This window comes from Clostridium sp. HMP27, from assembly GCF_000765165.1.
Classification (GTDB): Bacteria; Bacillota; Clostridia; order Clostridiales; family Clostridiaceae; genus Clostridium_AK.
The window spans coordinates 36,996-54,178 of sequence record NZ_JMFY01000018.1; the positions used below are offsets into that span (position 1 = coordinate 36,996).

The 17,183-nt window shown below is 32.3% G+C and carries 20 protein-coding genes and 1 other RNA gene; 4 read left to right on the forward strand and 17 right to left on the reverse strand.

Translation table 11 applies throughout. From position 1 onward, the window contains the following. Positions 1–13 precede the first annotated feature (13 nt). The gene (locus DP68_RS09310; RefSeq protein WP_035308787.1) at positions 14–526 is read left to right on the forward strand and encodes a Gx transporter family protein; all 513 of its coding nucleotides are present in this window, start codon (positions 14–16) and stop codon (positions 524–526) included. Positions 527–607: 81 nt separating this feature from the next. Here DP68_RS09310 and rnfB read toward each other — a convergent pair whose 3' ends face one another. The 7 genes from rnfB to DP68_RS09345 all read right to left on the reverse strand — a co-directional run bounded on the left by rnfB (position 608) and on the right by DP68_RS09345 (position 6,677). Then, entirely contained in the window at positions 608–1,432 is an 825-nt protein-coding gene (rnfB, locus tag DP68_RS09315; RefSeq protein ID WP_035309349.1) for an RnfABCDGE type electron transport complex subunit B, read from the reverse strand. 21 nt (positions 1,433–1,453) lie between these two features. Beyond that, positions 1,454–2,029 (reverse strand): electron transport complex subunit RsxA, encoded by a 576-nt coding sequence (rsxA, locus tag DP68_RS09320; protein WP_035308789.1) that lies wholly within the window; start codon positions 2,027–2,029, stop codon positions 1,454–1,456. Positions 2,030–2,082: 53 nt separating this feature from the next. Further along, on the reverse strand, positions 2,083–2,688 hold the full coding sequence (locus DP68_RS09325) for an electron transport complex subunit E (protein WP_035308793.1): 606 nt from the start codon (positions 2,686–2,688) through the stop codon (positions 2,083–2,085). A 2-nt stretch (positions 2,689–2,690) separates the two neighbouring features. Then, entirely contained in the window at positions 2,691–3,260 is a 570-nt protein-coding gene (locus DP68_RS09330) for an RnfABCDGE type electron transport complex subunit G (protein WP_035308795.1), read from the reverse strand. 1 nt (position 3,261) lies between these two features. After that, a complete protein-coding gene (locus tag DP68_RS09335; protein ID WP_035308797.1) occupies positions 3,262–4,191 on the reverse strand; it encodes an RnfABCDGE type electron transport complex subunit D in 930 nt (309 codons plus the stop codon). A gap of 30 nt (positions 4,192–4,221) precedes the next feature. Then, complete coding sequence (rsxC, locus tag DP68_RS09340) at positions 4,222–5,541, reverse strand: electron transport complex subunit RsxC (protein ID WP_035308800.1); 1,320 nt, start codon at positions 5,539–5,541, stop codon at positions 4,222–4,224. Positions 5,542–5,834: 293 nt separating this feature from the next. Beyond that, positions 5,835–6,677, reverse strand: coding sequence for a PhzF family phenazine biosynthesis isomerase (locus DP68_RS09345; protein ID WP_035308801.1), 843 nt, complete (start codon positions 6,675–6,677; stop codon positions 5,835–5,837). 149 nt (positions 6,678–6,826) lie between these two features. Here DP68_RS09345 and DP68_RS09350 point away from each other — a divergent pair, with 149 nt between their 5' ends. Beyond that, positions 6,827–7,600 carry a threonine/serine exporter family protein gene (locus tag DP68_RS09350; protein ID WP_035308803.1) on the forward strand — a complete coding sequence of 258 codons (774 nt, stop codon included), beginning with the start codon at positions 6,827–6,829 and terminating at the stop codon, positions 7,598–7,600. Further along, entirely contained in the window at positions 7,601–8,056 is a 456-nt protein-coding gene (locus DP68_RS09355; protein WP_035308806.1) for a threonine/serine exporter family protein, read from the forward strand. Between the two features lie 10 nt (positions 8,057–8,066). Here DP68_RS09355 and DP68_RS09360 read toward each other — a convergent pair whose 3' ends face one another. Continuing rightward, positions 8,067–8,336, reverse strand: a complete 270-nt coding sequence (locus DP68_RS09360; protein WP_035308808.1) for a metal-sensitive transcriptional regulator — start codon at positions 8,334–8,336, stop codon at positions 8,067–8,069. 148 nt (positions 8,337–8,484) lie between these two features. On the opposite strand from DP68_RS09360, the gene DP68_RS09365 reads away from it, so the two are divergent. Continuing rightward, on the forward strand, positions 8,485–8,961 hold the full coding sequence (locus tag DP68_RS09365) for a DUF4883 family protein (protein ID WP_035308809.1): 477 nt from the start codon (positions 8,485–8,487) through the stop codon (positions 8,959–8,961). Between the two features lie 357 nt (positions 8,962–9,318). Here DP68_RS09365 and DP68_RS09370 read toward each other — a convergent pair whose 3' ends face one another. From DP68_RS09370 to DP68_RS09405, 9 genes are all read right to left on the reverse strand, one after another. Further along, positions 9,319–10,719 (reverse strand): aminopeptidase, encoded by a 1,401-nt coding sequence (locus DP68_RS09370; protein WP_035309351.1) that lies wholly within the window; start codon positions 10,717–10,719, stop codon positions 9,319–9,321. 109 nt (positions 10,720–10,828) lie between these two features. Then, the gene (locus tag DP68_RS09375; protein ID WP_035308811.1) at positions 10,829–11,770 is read right to left on the reverse strand and encodes a magnesium transporter CorA family protein; all 942 of its coding nucleotides are present in this window, start codon (positions 11,768–11,770) and stop codon (positions 10,829–10,831) included. A 5-nt stretch (positions 11,771–11,775) separates the two neighbouring features. Continuing rightward, positions 11,776–12,327, reverse strand: a complete 552-nt coding sequence (locus DP68_RS09380) for a 5-formyltetrahydrofolate cyclo-ligase (RefSeq protein WP_035308813.1) — start codon at positions 12,325–12,327, stop codon at positions 11,776–11,778. Further along, complete coding sequence (gene hprK, locus DP68_RS09385; protein WP_035308815.1) at positions 12,317–13,246, reverse strand: HPr(Ser) kinase/phosphatase; 930 nt, start codon at positions 13,244–13,246, stop codon at positions 12,317–12,319. Before hprK ends, DP68_RS09380 begins: the two co-directional genes overlap by 11 nt. Before the next feature lie 143 nt (positions 13,247–13,389). Beyond that, positions 13,390–14,361: a class II fructose-bisphosphatase gene (gene glpX / locus DP68_RS09390; RefSeq protein WP_035308818.1), complete on the reverse strand. Its 972-nt coding sequence runs from the start codon at positions 14,359–14,361 to the stop codon at positions 13,390–13,392. Positions 14,362–14,614: 253 nt separating this feature from the next. Beyond that, a non-coding RNA gene (gene ssrS, locus DP68_RS19220) (6S RNA) lies at positions 14,615–14,812 on the reverse strand. Positions 14,813–14,864: 52 nt separating this feature from the next. Further along, positions 14,865–15,425, reverse strand: a complete 561-nt coding sequence (locus DP68_RS09395; protein ID WP_035308821.1) for a flavodoxin family protein — start codon at positions 15,423–15,425, stop codon at positions 14,865–14,867. A 25-nt stretch (positions 15,426–15,450) separates the two neighbouring features. Beyond that, positions 15,451–15,849 carry a hypothetical protein gene (locus DP68_RS09400; RefSeq protein ID WP_035308824.1) on the reverse strand — a complete coding sequence of 133 codons (399 nt, stop codon included), beginning with the start codon at positions 15,847–15,849 and terminating at the stop codon, positions 15,451–15,453. A gap of 46 nt (positions 15,850–15,895) precedes the next feature. Beyond that, positions 15,896–17,068, reverse strand: a complete 1,173-nt coding sequence (locus DP68_RS09405; protein ID WP_035308826.1) for an FprA family A-type flavoprotein — start codon at positions 17,066–17,068, stop codon at positions 15,896–15,898. Positions 17,069–17,183: the final 115 nt, after the last annotated feature.

The following is a 17,183-nucleotide window of genomic DNA, read 5'->3' on the forward strand; positions in this document are numbered from 1 at the left end:
TTGAGGTGATTGAATGAAAAAAACAAGAAAAATGGTCCTTTTAGGTCTTCTTACAGGTATTGCTCTTGTAGTATATGTAATAGAAGCTCAAATTCCAGTAATACTTCCTGGTATAAAACTTGGACTTGCCAATGCAATTTCACTTTTAGCTTTAATTATAATGGGCCCTAAAGAAGCACTGACCATAATGCTCTTAAGAACCTTACTTGGAACTTTCCTCGGAGGAAATATGTCCGCCTTTTTATATAGTCTTTCTGGTGGAATACTTAGTAATCTTGTAATGATAATACTTTATAAAAAGTTTAACGAAAGCTTTAGTCTTTGGAGTATAAGTATAGCTGGAGCAATATTTCATAACATAGGACAGCTTTTTATAGCCGCACTTGTTGTACAGGATTTTAAAATATACTTTTACCTCCCTGTTCTTATGATTTCAGCCATAGCAGCTGGATATTTTATAGGACTTGTTACTAATTTTTTATCAAAGCATTTAGAAAAGATAGCATTCTTAAAAGGAATATCTTAAGTTCATTAAGATATTCCTTTTATAATAAAATTATAAAAGCCACATTAAAAAGCATGTAGTTTAAACTACATGCTTTTTATATTAAGCGTTTGCTGCTTTTGTTTCTAACTTTTCATTTAAGTTTGCAATAGCTTTTGTTGGGCATTTTGCCACACATACTGCACACTGAGTACACTTGTCATAATCTATAACTGGTAAGTTATTAACCATTGTTATAGCCTCACTTGGGCAGTTTCTTACGCATAGTCCACAGGAAATACATCCAGTAGAACATACATTTTTAACTTCTAATCCCTTGTCATGAGAGTTACATGCAATACGTACTTTTTTGGACATAGGTGCTAATTCAATAACACTCTTTGGACAAATATTTATACAAGCACCGCAAGCAACACAAGCTTCTTCATCTACTACAGCTATTCCATCTACTACATGGATAGCATCAAATGCACAAACTCCTACACAGCTTCCAAGTCCAAGACATCCATATGTGCAAGACTTTGATCCGCCGCCTGGAGTATTAGCTGCATCTATACAACTAGTTGCACCATAGTACTCATATTTTTCTTTTGCTTTTCCACAAGAACCTTGACATTTTACATATGCCTTCTTTGGTTCTGATGAATCAACAGTTACTCCCATTATTTCAGCTATTTTAGCTGAACAAGCTGCTCCACCAACTGGACACTTGTTTGCTGCCGCTCCTTCATTAACAACTGCATCTGCATAAGCATCGCAGCCTGCAAATCCACAACCACCACAGTTAGCTCCTGGTAACGCTTCTCTAACTAGTGGCACTCTTTCATCAACTTCTACAGCGAACTTCTTTGAAGCATATCCTAAAAGAAGTCCAAATACTATACCTAATCCCCCTAAGCTTATAACAGGGAATATTAAGCTATTCATTTCCATGCTAACACCTCCTAATTAGATTAAGCCCTGGAATCCTAAGAAAGCTATCGCCATTATACCTGCTGTTATTAAAGTTATTGGCAAGCCTCTTAATGGCTCAGGAATATATTCATTTGTTTCGAATTTTTCTCTTATACCTGCAAGTAATACAAGTGCTAATGTAAATCCTAGCGCTGCACCTACAGAGTTTACAACTGATTGAATAAGATTATATTTTTCATTACTGTTAATAACTGCAACCCCAAGAACCGCACAGTTTGTAGTTATAAGTGGTAAGTATATTCCAAGTGCCTTATAAAGGTCTGGACTCATCTTCTTTATAACCATTTCAACGAACTGAACTAGAGACGCTATAACTAGTATAAATGATAATGTTGATAAATAACCTATATTTAATGGTTGTAGTATAAATCTTTCAACTAAATAAGTCATCATTGAAGCTAATGCCATAACGAAAGTAACGGCAGCTCCCATACCTGTTGCTGTTTCAACTTTTTTAGAAACTCCAAGGAATGGACAAATTCCAAGGAATCTAGATAAAACGAAGTTATTAACTAATAGTGCACTTATAAATATAGTAAATATACTCATTTTTCTTCTGACACCTTCCTTTTTATAAGTTAAGGACTGAAGGTAAAGCTAAATTATTTAGCTTTAGCCTTCTTTAATTTTCTATTGTTTAGTAAAGCCATAAGTATTCCAAGTGTAATAAATGCTCCTGGAGCAAGTATCATTATTAATGCTGGTTGATAAAATCCTGGCATAACCTGAGCATTGAATACCTTTCCTGTTCCTAATAATTCTCTTATTATTCCAAGAACAGTTAAGGATATTGTAAATCCAAGTCCCTGACCAAGTCCATCAAAAGCTGAAGATACTACTCCATTTTTAGAAGCATATGCTTCTGCTCTACCAAGTATGATACAGTTAACAACTATAAGTGGTATAAATATACCAAGTGATTTATTTAACGCTGGTACATATGCTTGAAGTAAAAATTGTAACACTGTAACTAGTGTTGCAATTACAGTTATATAACATGGTATACGTATTTTATCTGGAATTACTTTTCTAAGTGCAGATATAAATACATTGGAAGCTATAAGTACTACTGTAGCTGAAAGTCCCATACCTAATCCATTCATAGCACTTGATGTAACTGCAAGTGTTGGGCACATACCAAGCACTTGAACGAAGGTAGCATTTTCTTTTATTATACCATTAGATAATCTATCGCCTATCATGCTCATTATTATTTGCCTCCTTTCAAGTTAGCATCAAAGAATTTAACAGCTTCATTAACTCCTGTTGTAACTGCTTTTGAAGTTATTGTAGCACCAGTTATTGCTTCTATCTGATTGTCTGCAGAAGGTACTGCTTTTACTACTGTTAATTCTTTTGCTGGTTTTCCTGAAAATTGTCCAGAGAACTTTGGTTCTGGAGCAAGTGCACCAAGACCTGGAGTTTCTGCATGTTCTATTATTTTAATTCCAGATATTTTTCCATCTGTAGTTATTCCAACCATCATTTTTACAGGACCTGCATATCCTTTAGGTGCTACTGTTATAGTATAACCCTTTAAATCTGCTCCTGATTTTCCTTCAGTTACAGCTGAAACTGTTCCTGCAAGTGTAACTCCAGTTTTATCAGCAAACTCTGTTGCTTCTGGAAGTATTGCTTTATTTGCTTCATCAACAGTTTTCTTTGCTTGAACAGCTATTGGAGCTTTTGTTACTTCACTTACACCGCCTAGTATAAGTCCACATATTGCAGCTATAGCCAATAATATTATACCTAATCTTAAACTGCTATCCTTATTCATACTATTTCACCTTCCCAAAAGTTCTTGGAACTGTCCATCTCTCGATAAGTGGAACGAACAAGTTCATTACTAGTATTGAGTAAGATACACCTTCTGGATATCCACCAAATATACGGATAAGACCAGTAATTACTCCACAACCAATACCAAATATTATTCTACCACGTGGTGTAATTGGAGAAGTTGCATAATCTGTAGCCATGAAGAATGCTCCAAGCATTAATCCACCTGCAAATAATTCATATACAGGGTTTGCAGATCTTCCTGCTATTGCAGTCATAATGAAAGTAGTAGCTATAAATGTAACTGGAGCTCTCCAATCAATTATTCTCTTAGCAAATAAGTAAGCTGCACCAAGAATTATTGCTAGGGCTGAAGTTTCACCAATACATCCACCAACATTTCCTATAAATACATTCATTAAGCTAGGTGCTTGACCAGTTGCTTCAATTCCTTTTAAGAAAGCAAGTGGTGTAGCTGTTGTTGATCCATCTAATGTCCAAGTAGTCATTGCTACTGGCCAAGATGCAAGTAAAAACGCTCTTGCAAGTAATGCTGGGTTTACGATATTTTGACCTATTCCACCGAAAAATTGTTTACCTATTATAATTGCAACGAAGCCACCAATCACTGGCAACCAAAGTGGAACGGATGCTGGTAAGTTGAATGCTAATAATAATCCTGTTACAACGGCACTTAAATCACTTATAGTTACTTTTCTATGAGTAGCCTTCTGCCATATATATTCAGCAGCTACACAAGAAAGTACTGAAGCAAGTATTACTAAAAGTCCCTGAAGTTTAAAGAAGTATACTCCTGCAGCAGTCGCTGGAAGTAAAGCTATAACAACATCTCTCATTATGCTCTGAGTTGTATCTTTCGCACGTATATGTGGAGATGAAGATACGGTATACATTGTTGTTTCGGACATTTATATTCACCTCTTATTTAAATTTTTAATTTATTTCTTTTTTGGAGTTTTACAAACGACCTTTTTACCGGAACGTATTCTTTGTAATAAATGACGTCTTGCTGGACAAGTAAATGAACAACAACCACATTCTATACAATCTCTTCCATCATATTGATCGAACATTTCATAGTTCTGCATGGAAGCTGATGCTGCAAGTGTTGTTGGCATTAAGTTCATAGGACAAACTTGTACACACTTTCCGCAATTTATACAGTTAGATTCTTCTTCTACAGTTGCTACCTTTTTAGTTAAGCAAAGTATTCCTGAGCTTCCCTTTGTTGCTGGAGCATCTAAAGTATACATTGCAATTCCCATCATAGGACCACCAGATATTATCTTAGTTGGTTCTTCTACAAATCCACCAGCAAATTCTACTAGTTCTTTCATTGAAGTTCCAATTTTAAATCTGATATTTTTTGGTTCTTTTATTGCATCACCAGTTACAGTTACAACTCTTGAAGTAAGTGGCTTACCATTTACTACAGCATTGTATATTTCATAAATTGTATCAACATTTTGTACAACACATCCTGCATCTGCTGGAAGTGCACCTGATGGTACTTCTCTCTTTGTTAAAGAATAAATTAACTGTTTTTCAGCTCCTTGAGGATACTTAGTTTTAACAGCTTTTACTTCTATTCCTGTTCCTTGTGCTGCATCACTCATAGCTTTTATAGCATTTGGCTTATTATCTTCTATTCCTATATAGCCTTTTGCACCTGGGAATAACTTTAGAACTATTTTTAATCCTTCTATTATTTCCTTAGTGTACTCAAGCATCATTCTGTGGTCACAAGTTAAATATGGTTCACATTCTGCAGCATTTACTACTATGAACTCTATTTTCTTGTCAGCTGGTGGCATAAGTTTTACATGAGTAGGGAATGTAGCTCCACCCATACCTACTATACCTGCTTCTTTAATGATTTCAATTATTTCTTCTTTTGATAACTTTGCATAATCAGCATTTGGCTTTATTGTATCTACTTCTTCATAAAGTCCATCGTTTTCAATAACTACTGCTGAAATCTTAGCTGCGTTAAAGTTTGATACTTGCACAATATTCTTAACAGTACCAGATACACTGCTGTGAATATTTGCAGATACAAATCCTTTAGCTTCTCCTATTTTTTGTCCTACTAAAACCCTATCACCTTTTTTTACTAGTGGTTCAGCAGGTGCACCAATGTGCTGTGACATTGGTATAACAACGTCTCCCTTTGGTAAATACTCTTCTATTTGTTTATTTTCTGTATAATGTTTACCATGAGGGGGATGTACTCCGTTTTTAAAAGTTAATAATTCCATAAAGACCCTCCATTCTTTAAATTCTATATGAAATACAATATAAACATTAAGTTTTTTGAGCACACAAATACTCATTTATATACTAATTTGTTCCGCGAAATATGTCAATAGTTTTTGAACAACTTTTAAATTAGTTCATTGGATACATAGGCAATACTTCTCAGACATAATATTATTCTGCAACAATGTGTAAATTCCTCTCTAAATAATGAAAATGAATAATTTTTTTTGTCGTTTCAAATGTATGAATAGTAACTAACTTAAGATTATTTCGACAATTGCATAATACCCATTTATATCTCAATATGCTTTTCATCATACAGCACAGCTGATCCGCCTATATAAGAAATGCCTTCTTCTATTTTTACATCTACTATACCTGGCTTGTCTAATATATATCCCTGTTCTACACTAAAAACTTCTATTTCTTCATCATAAAACTTACTTAAATAAATTCCTAGTGCACCTGCTGCCACCCCTGTAATTGGATCTTCAGGTATACCAAACAATGGATTAAACTGCCTTGCATGTATAAGATTGTTTTTATCTAATACATCAAAGGTAAAAGGATAAAATCCTTTAGAATTTGTTATACGTGATATTTCCTTTAACTTTTCAAAGTCTGGTTTTATATCGAAAAGCATATCTCGATTTTTAAGAGGTATAATTATTTTAGGTGTTCCTACAGATACTACTTTAATAGGAAGGTTTTCCTCCTTATTTTCATAAGGTATATTAAGCGCTTCAAATATTATGCTTTCTTCTATACAAATATCATTCATAAAAGGCTTTGATTGCTCCATATAAATTTTAGAGTTATTAATAAATACTTTTAATTTACCAGCCTTAGTATGCATATATACCTCTGATTCTTCTACTTCATTTAATACTTGCATACAGTGAAAAGCTGCTATAGTTCCATGGCCACATAAGTTGGTTTCAACTTCTGGAGTAAAATACTTAAGCTCAAAGTTCTTGCAATCTATCTTGCTTATAAAGGTAGTTTCTGAGAATCCAACCTCTTTAGCTATACTTTGCATTTCTTCATCCTTAAGCCCATTATTTATAACTACACCTGCAGGATTTCCTCCATTTTCAGATGATGTAAAAGACTTTACAAGAAAAACTTTTATCATTTACCTCTACTCCCTTTTCTATGATTTTACATACTATTTTATTAATTCATAATTTTATTAATTAGTCAATATTTTTTGTAGTTTTTTATATTCTTTTTAAAGAATTATGCTATAATTGGATTGAATTTTATTATTAGGATGGCGATAAAATGGATATAAATAAATTAGTACATTTAACTTCCTTTGCTGGTGAAATAATGCTGGAAAACGGAGCCGAAACTTACAGGGTAGAAGAAACTATGGAACGTATGTGCAATGCCTATGGTGTACAAGAAGTTAATAGTTTTGTAACTCCTACAGGAATAATGATATCTATAACAGATATAGATGGAAAAATCTATTCTAAAGTGAGTAGAGTCAGACATCGTAAAGTGGATTTAGATAAAATATCCAAAATAAATGATTTATCTAGACAAATATGCAGTAAGAATCTTCCCTTAAATATAGTAGACGATAATTTAACAACTATAAATAATGGACAAGACTACGAACGAAACTTAGTTATATTTTCTTCCTCTATATCTGCTGGATTTTTTACTTTATTATATGGAGGAGATTTTAACGATTTTTGTATTTCTATGATTATTGGATTTACTATACAAGTACTTTCTAGAACCCTAAGCAAAATTGGAACTAACTCCTTCTTTATAAATGCTATAGGTGGTGCTGCTGCCTCTTTTATTGCACTGGCAAGTACTTCATTACATATAGGAAATAATACTGATAAGATTGTAATAGGCTCTCTTATGTTATTAGTTCCAGGCCTTACAATAACCAATGCCATAAGGGATACTATAGCAGGAGATTTAGTGGCAGGAACTTCTAGAATTATAGAAGCATTTTTGATAGCCGTTGCAATTGCCGTTGGAAGCGGACTCGTGTTCTCATTCTGGATATCTTATTTTGGAGGAGGGTCTATATAAATGAATTTATTTTTGCCTTCTTTTTATTCTTTCATTGCATCACTGGCATTCTCAGTTTTATTTAATATAAAAGGAAAAAACACTTGGCTTGCTGCCCTTGGGGGAGGACTAAGTTGGCTTTTTTATATTCTTGCATTAAAATATACTGTTTCTCAGCCCCTGGCCTTCTTTTATGCTTCTGTAGCTGTAGCTGTATATTCTGAAATAATGGCAAGAGTACGGAAATGCCCAGTTACTATATTTATAATCTGCGGCATACTTCCACTAGTTCCTGGAGGTGGCATGTATTATACTATGCTTGCTTCAGTAGAGGGAAATGTAACTAAATCCTTAAACACAGGACTTTCAACCCTTACAATAGCAGGAGCTATTGCCGTTGGAGTGATTTTAGTTTCATCATTAACTAGACTTATAACATTTTATTATAATAAAAAAAGTAATTGTGCTAAAGTGTAATTTAGCACAATTACTTCATAAACATTGTTAACGTACTTACCAAATCATCTACTGCTCTTTCATCATTACTTAAAGCTTCACAGTTTCCTAAACAATTCTTAGCATAGTTTTGAAGAACCATGGCTCCAGCCTTATTTATTGCTGATCTTACTGCTGCAATTTGTATTAGTATTTCCTTACAACTTGCATCATTATCTATCATCTTTTCTATGCCCTTTACTTGGCCTTCTATTCTTTTAAGTCTATTTTGAATGTCCTTTTTAGCATTATCACTTGCCATTGTTATCACCTCATTTAAATACCCCTCCGGGTATTCACATTATATCATTTCTTATATGTGCCTTCAACTAAATTTTATGTTTTAAAAGTAATAAAACCTATTTTCATCTCATATGATGTTTAATGAAAACAAGGTAAAGGTGGATTAAATGAAAAGAAAATTTTATTATATAGTTTTACCTATTATAATTATGATTTTTGCTAGTTCATGTTCCAAATACTATTATTACAAGGGTAAAGAAACTAACCGCTATTATACAAATCTTTTATCTGAAGGAATTAACTTAAATAACTCTTATAGATGCACAATAACTGATACTTCTTTTTATAAGGAAAAGGAACTATCTTCAGAGGATTTAAATGTAATACCTAATTTTATTTCAAGCCTTGATGAAAAATCCTTTATAGATAAGCCTAAAAATCTTCCTAAAAAACCTTTGTATAAGATATTCATTACCATTTCTAACGAAAAATATGTAATAAACGTATATAATAAAGATTTAGTTTCAGTATACCCCTGGGATGGATTTTATGAAATGGATTTTATAAATATGAGTAAAGTACCTTATTCCTACAATCTATACAATATATCTAATTATATGATTCCTAGAGATAGCAATAAATAAGGAAGCAAGAGGATAAAACTATTCTACCCTCTTGCTTTATATTAGAATATTCTGAATAATAGTATTGTATTTTGATATGTTCTATGTTATACTGTATACAAGAAGAAGATAAAACTTCTTCTTGCAAATCCTAACTTATAAGGTTATGGTAAAAACAAGGACAATCTGTTATCTGTCTAAATTAGTCTTAGGCATTAGTTACACTCTTAAAATTAAAACCTCTATAGGAAAAGGTGATAAGAATTCAAATTGAATCAAGTTTTTTTAATAAGTTAGGATTTGCTTAACCACCAATTAGTGACATTTAACTAATTGGTGGTTTTAATTTTTGAAATCTACTATTTATACAAATGCCTTTTATGCTTCTACAAGGAACGCATAGTATCCTCTCATAGCTTCATATATATCAGCTTTACTTGCTACTTCCCAAGGTGCATGCATATTATGAAGTGCTACTCCACAATCTATTACTTCCATATTATACTCTGCAAGAATATATGCTATAGTTCCTCCGCCGCCTTGATCTACCTTTCCAAGTTCTGAAGTCTGCCAAGATACGTTATGTTTATCCATTATATTTCTAATTTCTGCTACATATTCAGCATTAGCATCATTAGATCCTGATTTTCCTCTAGCACCAGTGTATTTATTAAACACTAATCCTTTTCCAAAATAAGCTGAATTCTTCTTTTCCATTACAGATGGGAAATTCGGATCAAATGCTGCACTTACATCTGAAGATAACATTTTTGAATTATTAAGCGCACGTCTAACTTTTAATTCATTATAATCTCCAGCTAAATTCATCACTTCCGCTACAGTATTTTCAAAGAATTTAGAATGCATTCCTGTAGCACCAACACTTCCTATTTCCTCTTTATCTACTAAAAGAGTAACACATGTCTTTTTAGGATTTTCCATATCCATCATAGCTTCAAAGGATGTATATGAACATACTCTATCATCATGTCCATAAGCCATAACCATACTTCTATCTAATCCGTAATCCCTTGCTTTTCCTGCAGGAACTACTTCTAATTCCGCGGATACAAAATCTTCTTCTGTTATATCATATTTTTCGTTTAAAAGTTTTAATATATTTCTCTTTACTCTATCCTTTACATCCTTACTTTCAATAGGCATACTTCCTACAAGTATATTTAAATCTTCTCCATCTATTGCTTTGCCAAGCTTTTTCTCTAACTGCTCTCCAGCTAAATGAATTAAAAGGTCGGAAACTCCTATTACTGGATCATTATCATCTTCTCCTATAACCACATTTACTACTGTACCATCCTTTTTAGCTATAACGCCATGAATAGCAAGCGGAAGAGTTACCCACTGATATTTCTTTATTCCACCATAATAATGAGTTTCAAACATTGCTAAATCAGTATCTTCATAAAGTGGATTTTGCTTTAAATCTAGTCTTGGAGAATCCACATGAGCTCCTAATATATTCATACCCTTTTCTATAGGTTCACTTCCAATGATAAATAATGCTAAAGTTTTATCTTTATTATTAGCATATACTTTATCTCCTGCTTTAAGGCTTCCATTGTTTTTTATAATTTCTTCTAAATTCTTGTAACCCTTTTCTTCTGCAAGTGTTGCAAGTTCAATTACACATTCTCTTTCAGTTTTACACTTAGACATAAATTTCTTATATCTTTCACTTAGCGCAAATACCTTTTCTAAGTCTTCTTTGCTGTATTTGTCCCAAGCATATTCATAATTTTTTACTAAATCTTTTTCCATAGTTTTTCTGCCCATAGGTAATTAAGGGCAGATCCACCTCCCTTTTCCTCTAATCTTTACTTTTTCCATTATATCATAATAGATAAATATTTTAAAATTTGTGGCTAAGTCAAAGCCACTTTTTTCTTTTAAATAAATATATAAGTAAAATCGCTATCACAACCATGATTATAAGCAAATAATAGAAGCCATAGTTTACAAGCATAAATGGAATATGCCGCACATTCATCCCATATACACTTGTAATTAAGTTTAAAGGTAGAAATATTGTAGCTATTAAGGTAAATATTTTCATAAGTTCATTGGTTTTATTAGACATTTCAGATTCGAAGGCTTCCCTTGCTAACGCTAAATCTTGAACTAAGCTCTCTAGTGACATCATAAGCTTATCTATTTTTGTATTTAAGCTTTGAAAGTATTTCATGTTAGCATCTTTAATTATAGAATTATCATTACTTAAAAGTGAATCTCCTATATACCTTAATGGACTTAAATACTTTCTAATTTTATATACTTGTCTTCTTAGATTTATAAGATCATTTAACTGTCTATGCTCAGGATTTTTAAGTATTCTTATTTCTATTTTGTCACTTTGCTCCTCCAATTTAGATATAACATTATAGTTCTTTACTATTATTCTATCTAAGATGTAGTATAGTATAAGCTGAGGATCAGCATTCCCTTTAAGCAACAAACAATTTTTTTCCTTCCTTATGTCTTCTATAAGGAGTTCTAAAAGTTCTAGTTTTTCCTTAAAAGTAGTAATTATATAGTTATTGCTCAAAAAAATATATAATTCTCTGGAATGAACACCTTCATCATAATAATCAAATATGTTAAGAACTATAAATATGTAGTCCTTAAAAAATTCTATTTTTGTTCCTTTATTAAAATCTTTGCATTCATTTATAGACTCTTCTTCTAAATCAAATCTTTGTTTAATATCTAATAATTCATCTACATAACAATTCACCCATAAGTTGGAACCAGGACTGTCTAACAGTTTATTTTCTACTATTTTAAACTTATCCTCTATGTTAAAAGCTATCATATTATTCACCCATTAGTTATTATTCCATCCACCTTAACATCCCATTCATTCATTGGTATATAATCTACTATTTGCATTTCATAAGCTAGGGCGATTTTAGGAGTATCTTTTTTTAATTTTATCAAAAATCTATCATAAAATGCTGCTCCATAGCCCATTCTGCCTCCATTCTTATCAAAGGCTACTCCAGGAATTAACGCTAAATCTATTTCCTCTTCATTTATTTTATTTTCCAAGTTTTCTGGTTCTAGTATTCCATACTTTCCTGATTTTAAATCATCATATTTTTTTATTTCTACTGCATACATACCTTCACTCTTGGACAAAACTTTAGGCACGCATACTCTTTTTCCTTGAGATAATGCCTGCTTTATTATTTCATGGGTATTTACTTCAGTTTTATAACTTACAAATATAAAAATACATTTTGCTTCATTGTATACAGGGCTATCTATTAGAGAATTAAATATGTGTTTATCATATTTAATTCTTTCACTTAAATCTATACTATCTCTTTTTTCTAATATGATTTTTCTTAATTCTTTTTTATCTACCATTCTTATTCCTCCTCATTACTTCTTCATCCATTCTCATGCTTATAGTATCTACTGGAGTTATAGTACTGCTTAAACTATATCTATGACTAACTGCCGCCGCTTCTATAATAACTGCAATATTTCTTCCCGGTCTTATAGGAAGTGTTATTTTCTTTACATCAGTATTTAATATTTTCACACTTTCCCTATCTATTCCAAGCCTATCATAATTCTGCTCTGGCTTCCATTGTTCTAAATGTATTATAAGCCCAACGGTTTTTGCCTCTAAAACTGAACTTAATCCATATAGTGCAGGGATATCTATTATACCTACTCCTCTAACTTCTATCATTCCAGATGTTATATATGGAGATGTACCTATAAGCTTACCTTCTATTTCTTTTATATCTACAGCATCATCTGCCACTAGTCTATGACCTCTTTTTATCAATTCTAGTGCCGTTTCACTTTTACCTATTCCGCTTTCTCCAGTAATTAATATTCCTATACCGTATACGTCTACAAGTACTCCATGGAGTCTGGTTTCTGGTGCTAATTTCCCATCTAAATACCCCATAAGATTACTTATAAACCTAGTAGAAATACTATTTGTCTTAAGTGCCCATCTATTATATTCCTTTGAACCTTCTTTAAATTCATCATGAGGGTCCAGCTCCCTAGTAAATATAGAACAAGGAGTTTCAAATTGAAAAAACTTTTTAAGTCTTTTATTTCTTAGGTCCGTGTTCATTACATCTAAAAAGCTCCATTCCGCCTTACCTATAATTTGCACCCTATCATTTGCAAAATAGCTGTAAAACCCTGAGAATTGAAGTCCTGGTCTATTTATATCACTAGTAGTTATTTCTATATTTTTTTTACCTTCATTTATCACTTCTAATTGCAAGTCCTTTATTAAATCCTCTACTGTAACTGGCATAACATTTCCTCCCTAGCATTTGATTTTAACTTAAATTATACCATAATAGGTTTATCCTGAATGTGATTTTAGACAAAAATTTAAGGAAACTTTGCATATTGCAAAGTTTCCTTAAATTGAGGCTATCTTTTTTAACTATAACATTAAATATATAAATTACTTTTTGAAAGCTGATGATGTGCTTCTATAAATCTTATAGTACCTGTTTTAGCTCTCATTACCACAGAGTGAGTAGTTGCAAAGCTCTTTTTAGAATAAACTACTCCCTTTAATAAGTCACAATCTGTTATTCCAGTAGCTGCAAAATATACATCATCACTTTTTACTAAATCATCTATAAAAAGCACTTTATCTAAGTCAGCGATTCCCATAGCTTGGCATCTTTTTACTTCATCTTCATTATAAGCAACAAGCTTGGCCTGCATATCTCCGCCCATACATTTTATTGCTGCTGCAGAAATAACTCCTTCAGGAGCTCCACCTGTACCCATCATTAAATCTATTCCTGTATTTTCAAAACCACAAGCAAGTACCGCTGCTATATCTCCATCTGAGAAAAGTTTAACTCTTGCTCCTAGCTCTCTTGCATCTTTTATTATGTCTGAATGTCTTTCTCTTTCCTGCACCATTACTGTAAGCTCTGTCACATCCTTATTAAGTGCCATTGCCACATTTATTATATTTTCTTTATTAGATTTATCTATATCAATAACTCCCTTTGCTCCAGCCCCTACTGCAATTTTTTTCATATACATATCTGGAGCATGAAGTAAACTTCCCTTAGGTCCCATAGCAACTACTGCAATAGAATTAGGAAGTCCTTTAGCTATAAGTGATGTTCCATCTAATGGATCAACAGCTATGTCCATCTCTGGCATAGTTTCATCTCCTATTCCAACTTCTTGTCCTATATATAGCATAGGTGCATTATCCAGCTCTCCTTCTCCTATAACTACAGTACCTCTTATAGGCATAAGCCCAAATGCTTTTTCCATACCATCTACCGCTGCTTGATCTGCTGCAATCTTATCTCCTCTACCCATATATTTTGCTGAGGCTAGTGCTGCAGCTTCCGTTACTCTTATAAGTCCCATTGCTATATCCTGATTTTTCACGTTAGTTCCTCCTATTTATATAAGTATTAATTTATTACAATATAGTATAGTACAATCTCTATTTGATATACTTTATCTTATTTAAACACTTGTTAAAAAGTATTTAAGCTACACTTTATGTAAATATTATAACACATATCTCAATTTACTCAACACTTATTTTACTTTTTTAATCACACTTAAATTAATTTGATATAGCCGCAAAAAAATAAAAAGCCAGAAGTTATATAACTTCTGACTTGTGAAAATCAAGTTTTATCCCAACATGCCGTTAAACTTACTCTTCATACCCGCCCTCTCGCAGGTGGGTCCTTTTCATCAACCTTCTGCCTACTACAATTTAGCTAATCTAATTATCAGCGTCAGCAGCTTGGCATTACTTTGAATCTTAAAGGTCCCTTTCAAATAATGTCGGTTGAACAACTAAGTCTCACGCGCATCTCAGGACTACAATATTATTATAGCATTATCTATAAAATTTTCAAGGATTTTTGCAAACGTTTTTATAATTTTTTATCATTAAATTTAGCAGCTTTCTCATAAACTTCCTGTAGCAATTTTTCATTATCCTTTACAGGAAGTTTATCAGTGCTTTCTACGTATATTTTTTCTTCTACCTTCGCATCCATGGCTGCCATAGCAAATATAAGAGTTTCTTCTACAGGTCTAAACATATCAGGCCATGAACTTCCTCCTGTTGCAAGTATTACTCCTCTTTTAGGCTTTATATCAGTTCTGTCTTTTCTTATATATTTCTTACTCCAATATACCTGAAGCCTATCTATAAGTGCCTTTAAAGGTGCAGTCACTCCAGAAAAATACATAGGAGTCGCTATTACAATTACATCACTCTTCTTTATCTTATCATAAATTTCAATCATGTCATCCTTAATAGCACAACTTTCTACCTTATAGCAATACTTACAGTCTATACAAGCACCTATCTTTTTATCATAAACTTCAATTATTTCTTTATTTCCCTCTAATCCCTCTAAGAACTTCTCCATAAGATTGTGAGTATTTCCTTTTTTATTAGGAGAAGCTGAAAAAACTAGTATATTCATATGTTGTTCCTTCCCTTAGTACATTTTATAGTTCTAATTCATCTAGTACTTTTTCTATATCTACTTCTTTGTCTTCTGTAACAACTGCTATAAATTCTGTATATGCATCTTCTTCATCAATTTCTACATCATAGGATACAAACTGTACTTTTACACCTTTTTCTTCCATGAGCCCTTCTATTATATCAGATACATTATCTACAGCTATTTCATTTAAGTAAGGTACATAATAGTCATAGAATTTTTCTTCATCTTCATCGTCTTCACATTCCTCTTCTGCATAAGCTTGTGCTGCAGATAATTCATCTTCATCAAAATCATAAAAAAATCTTACTATAAATATTTCATTGTCCTTATGCTCTATTTGTTCTACTTCACTTAATTCACTCACTAAAAGGTACTTAACTATATCATCTCTTTCCATTTGTAATACATCTCCTTTTTATTTAAAAATATAATTATATATTGTACTAAAGCTTATCAATAAATCTATCCACAAATTCATCTGCCATTTTGTATTCATCTTCATTTGGCACAAATTTAAATTTAAATCCCTCTACTACATTTAGCTTTAATCCCTTCATTCTATCCATCATAAGCTGAACACCTTCTCCACTCCAACCATAAGAACCAAAGGCTGATGCAGCCTTTCCCCTATTAGTTATTGCAGATACTTCAGACAATACATCCCAAACAGGCTTCACCGCATCTTGATTTATAGTAGGAGAACCAAATATAACTCCTTTTACATTTTCTATGGCCTCAATTGACTCATTAACTCCAAAGGTTGTTATTTCATGTAGTTCAGATTTAATTCCCTTTTCATTTAATTTATCATTTATATATTTCGCCATAATTTCTGTATTTCCATAAGCTGAAATATAAAGCACCACTGCAGTTTTAGCCTTTGGTGCATCAGTAGATGCCAGTGTCCTATAAGTTTCTATACTTTTAGAAATATCTTCCCCAGTATGTATAGGGCCATGACTAGTGCAAACCATATCTAAATCTAAGTCTTTAATCTTATCAAGTCCAGACAACACAAATTTTTTAAAAGGAGCCATTATAACTTTAAAGTAGTGCTCTACTTCTCCCTCATAATCTTCTTCGTATCCTTCTATTACATTATGTTTTGGACAATAATGACATCCTAAGAAGTCACAGCTAAATAACACCTTTTGCTCTTTTGCATAAGTAAAGAATGTATCCGGCCAGTGAAGATTAGGAGCCGATATAAACTTTAATGTTGTTTTACCAAGACTTAATTCTTCTGGAATTAACATTATATCTAAATCTTTATTTATTATATCCTTCAAATATACCGAGCCTGCTCTGGATGCTATTATCTTAGCATCTGGATAGACTTCATGAAGCTTTGCTATTGTACCACTGTGATCTAATTCTGTATGCTGAGATATTATATAATCAACCTTTTTGTCCCCTATAATTTCCTTAACGTTTACCATGAATTCTTCAAAAAAGCCCTCTTTTACAGCGTCAATTATAGCAACCTTCTCATCATTTATTAAATAGGCATTATAGGTAGTTCCATATTCAGTTTTCATTATTATATCGAATACTTTTAAATGTGGATCTTTTACACCTATCCAATATATATTTTCTTTTAAATTTATATTGTTCATTTTCCATATCCTCCTTGACCCCTATGCTATATACCCATGTATAATTTCAAGCAATTTTTCATTTAATATTATATATAGCTAAAAGCTTACTTGAAATTCTTTCCTTAAAATCATT

Bases quoted from the DNA above. Each gene is read 5' to 3' on its own strand.
- DP68_RS09310 (WP_035308787.1), top strand. From the start codon at position 14: ATGAAAAAAACAAGAAAAATGGTCCTTTTAGGTCTTCTTACAGGTATT.
- rnfB (WP_035309349.1), bottom strand. From the start codon at position 1,432: ATGAATAGCTTAATATTCCCTGTTATAAGCTTAGGGGGATTAGGTATA.
- rsxA (WP_035308789.1), bottom strand. From the start codon at position 2,029: ATGAGTATATTTACTATATTTATAAGTGCACTATTAGTTAATAACTTC.
- DP68_RS09325 (WP_035308793.1), bottom strand. From the start codon at position 2,688: ATGAGCATGATAGGCGATAGATTATCTAATGGTATAATAAAAGAAAAT.
- DP68_RS09330 (WP_035308795.1), bottom strand. From the start codon at position 3,260: ATGAATAAGGATAGCAGTTTAAGATTAGGTATAATATTATTGGCTATA.
- DP68_RS09335 (WP_035308797.1), bottom strand. From the start codon at position 4,191: ATGTCCGAAACAACAATGTATACCGTATCTTCATCTCCACATATACGT.
- rsxC (WP_035308800.1), bottom strand. From the start codon at position 5,541: ATGGAATTATTAACTTTTAAAAACGGAGTACATCCCCCTCATGGTAAA.
- DP68_RS09345 (WP_035308801.1), bottom strand. From the start codon at position 6,677: ATGATAAAAGTTTTTCTTGTAAAGTCTTTTACATCATCTGAAAATGGA.
- DP68_RS09350 (WP_035308803.1), top strand. From the start codon at position 6,827: ATGGATATAAATAAATTAGTACATTTAACTTCCTTTGCTGGTGAAATA.
- DP68_RS09355 (WP_035308806.1), top strand. From the start codon at position 7,601: ATGAATTTATTTTTGCCTTCTTTTTATTCTTTCATTGCATCACTGGCA.
- DP68_RS09360 (WP_035308808.1), bottom strand. From the start codon at position 8,336: ATGGCAAGTGATAATGCTAAAAAGGACATTCAAAATAGACTTAAAAGA.
- DP68_RS09365 (WP_035308809.1), top strand. From the start codon at position 8,485: ATGAAAAGAAAATTTTATTATATAGTTTTACCTATTATAATTATGATT.
- DP68_RS09370 (WP_035309351.1), bottom strand. From the start codon at position 10,719: ATGGAAAAAGATTTAGTAAAAAATTATGAATATGCTTGGGACAAATAC.
- DP68_RS09375 (WP_035308811.1), bottom strand. From the start codon at position 11,770: ATGATAGCTTTTAACATAGAGGATAAGTTTAAAATAGTAGAAAATAAA.
- DP68_RS09380 (WP_035308813.1), bottom strand. From the start codon at position 12,327: ATGGTAGATAAAAAAGAATTAAGAAAAATCATATTAGAAAAAAGAGAT.
- hprK (WP_035308815.1), bottom strand. From the start codon at position 13,246: ATGCCAGTTACAGTAGAGGATTTAATAAAGGACTTGCAATTAGAAGTG.
- DP68_RS09395 (WP_035308821.1), bottom strand. From the start codon at position 15,425: ATGAATATACTAGTTTTTTCAGCTTCTCCTAATAAAAAAGGAAATACT.
- DP68_RS09400 (WP_035308824.1), bottom strand. From the start codon at position 15,849: ATGGAAAGAGATGATATAGTTAAGTACCTTTTAGTGAGTGAATTAAGT.
- DP68_RS09405 (WP_035308826.1), bottom strand. From the start codon at position 17,068: ATGAACAATATAAATTTAAAAGAAAATATATATTGGATAGGTGTAAAA.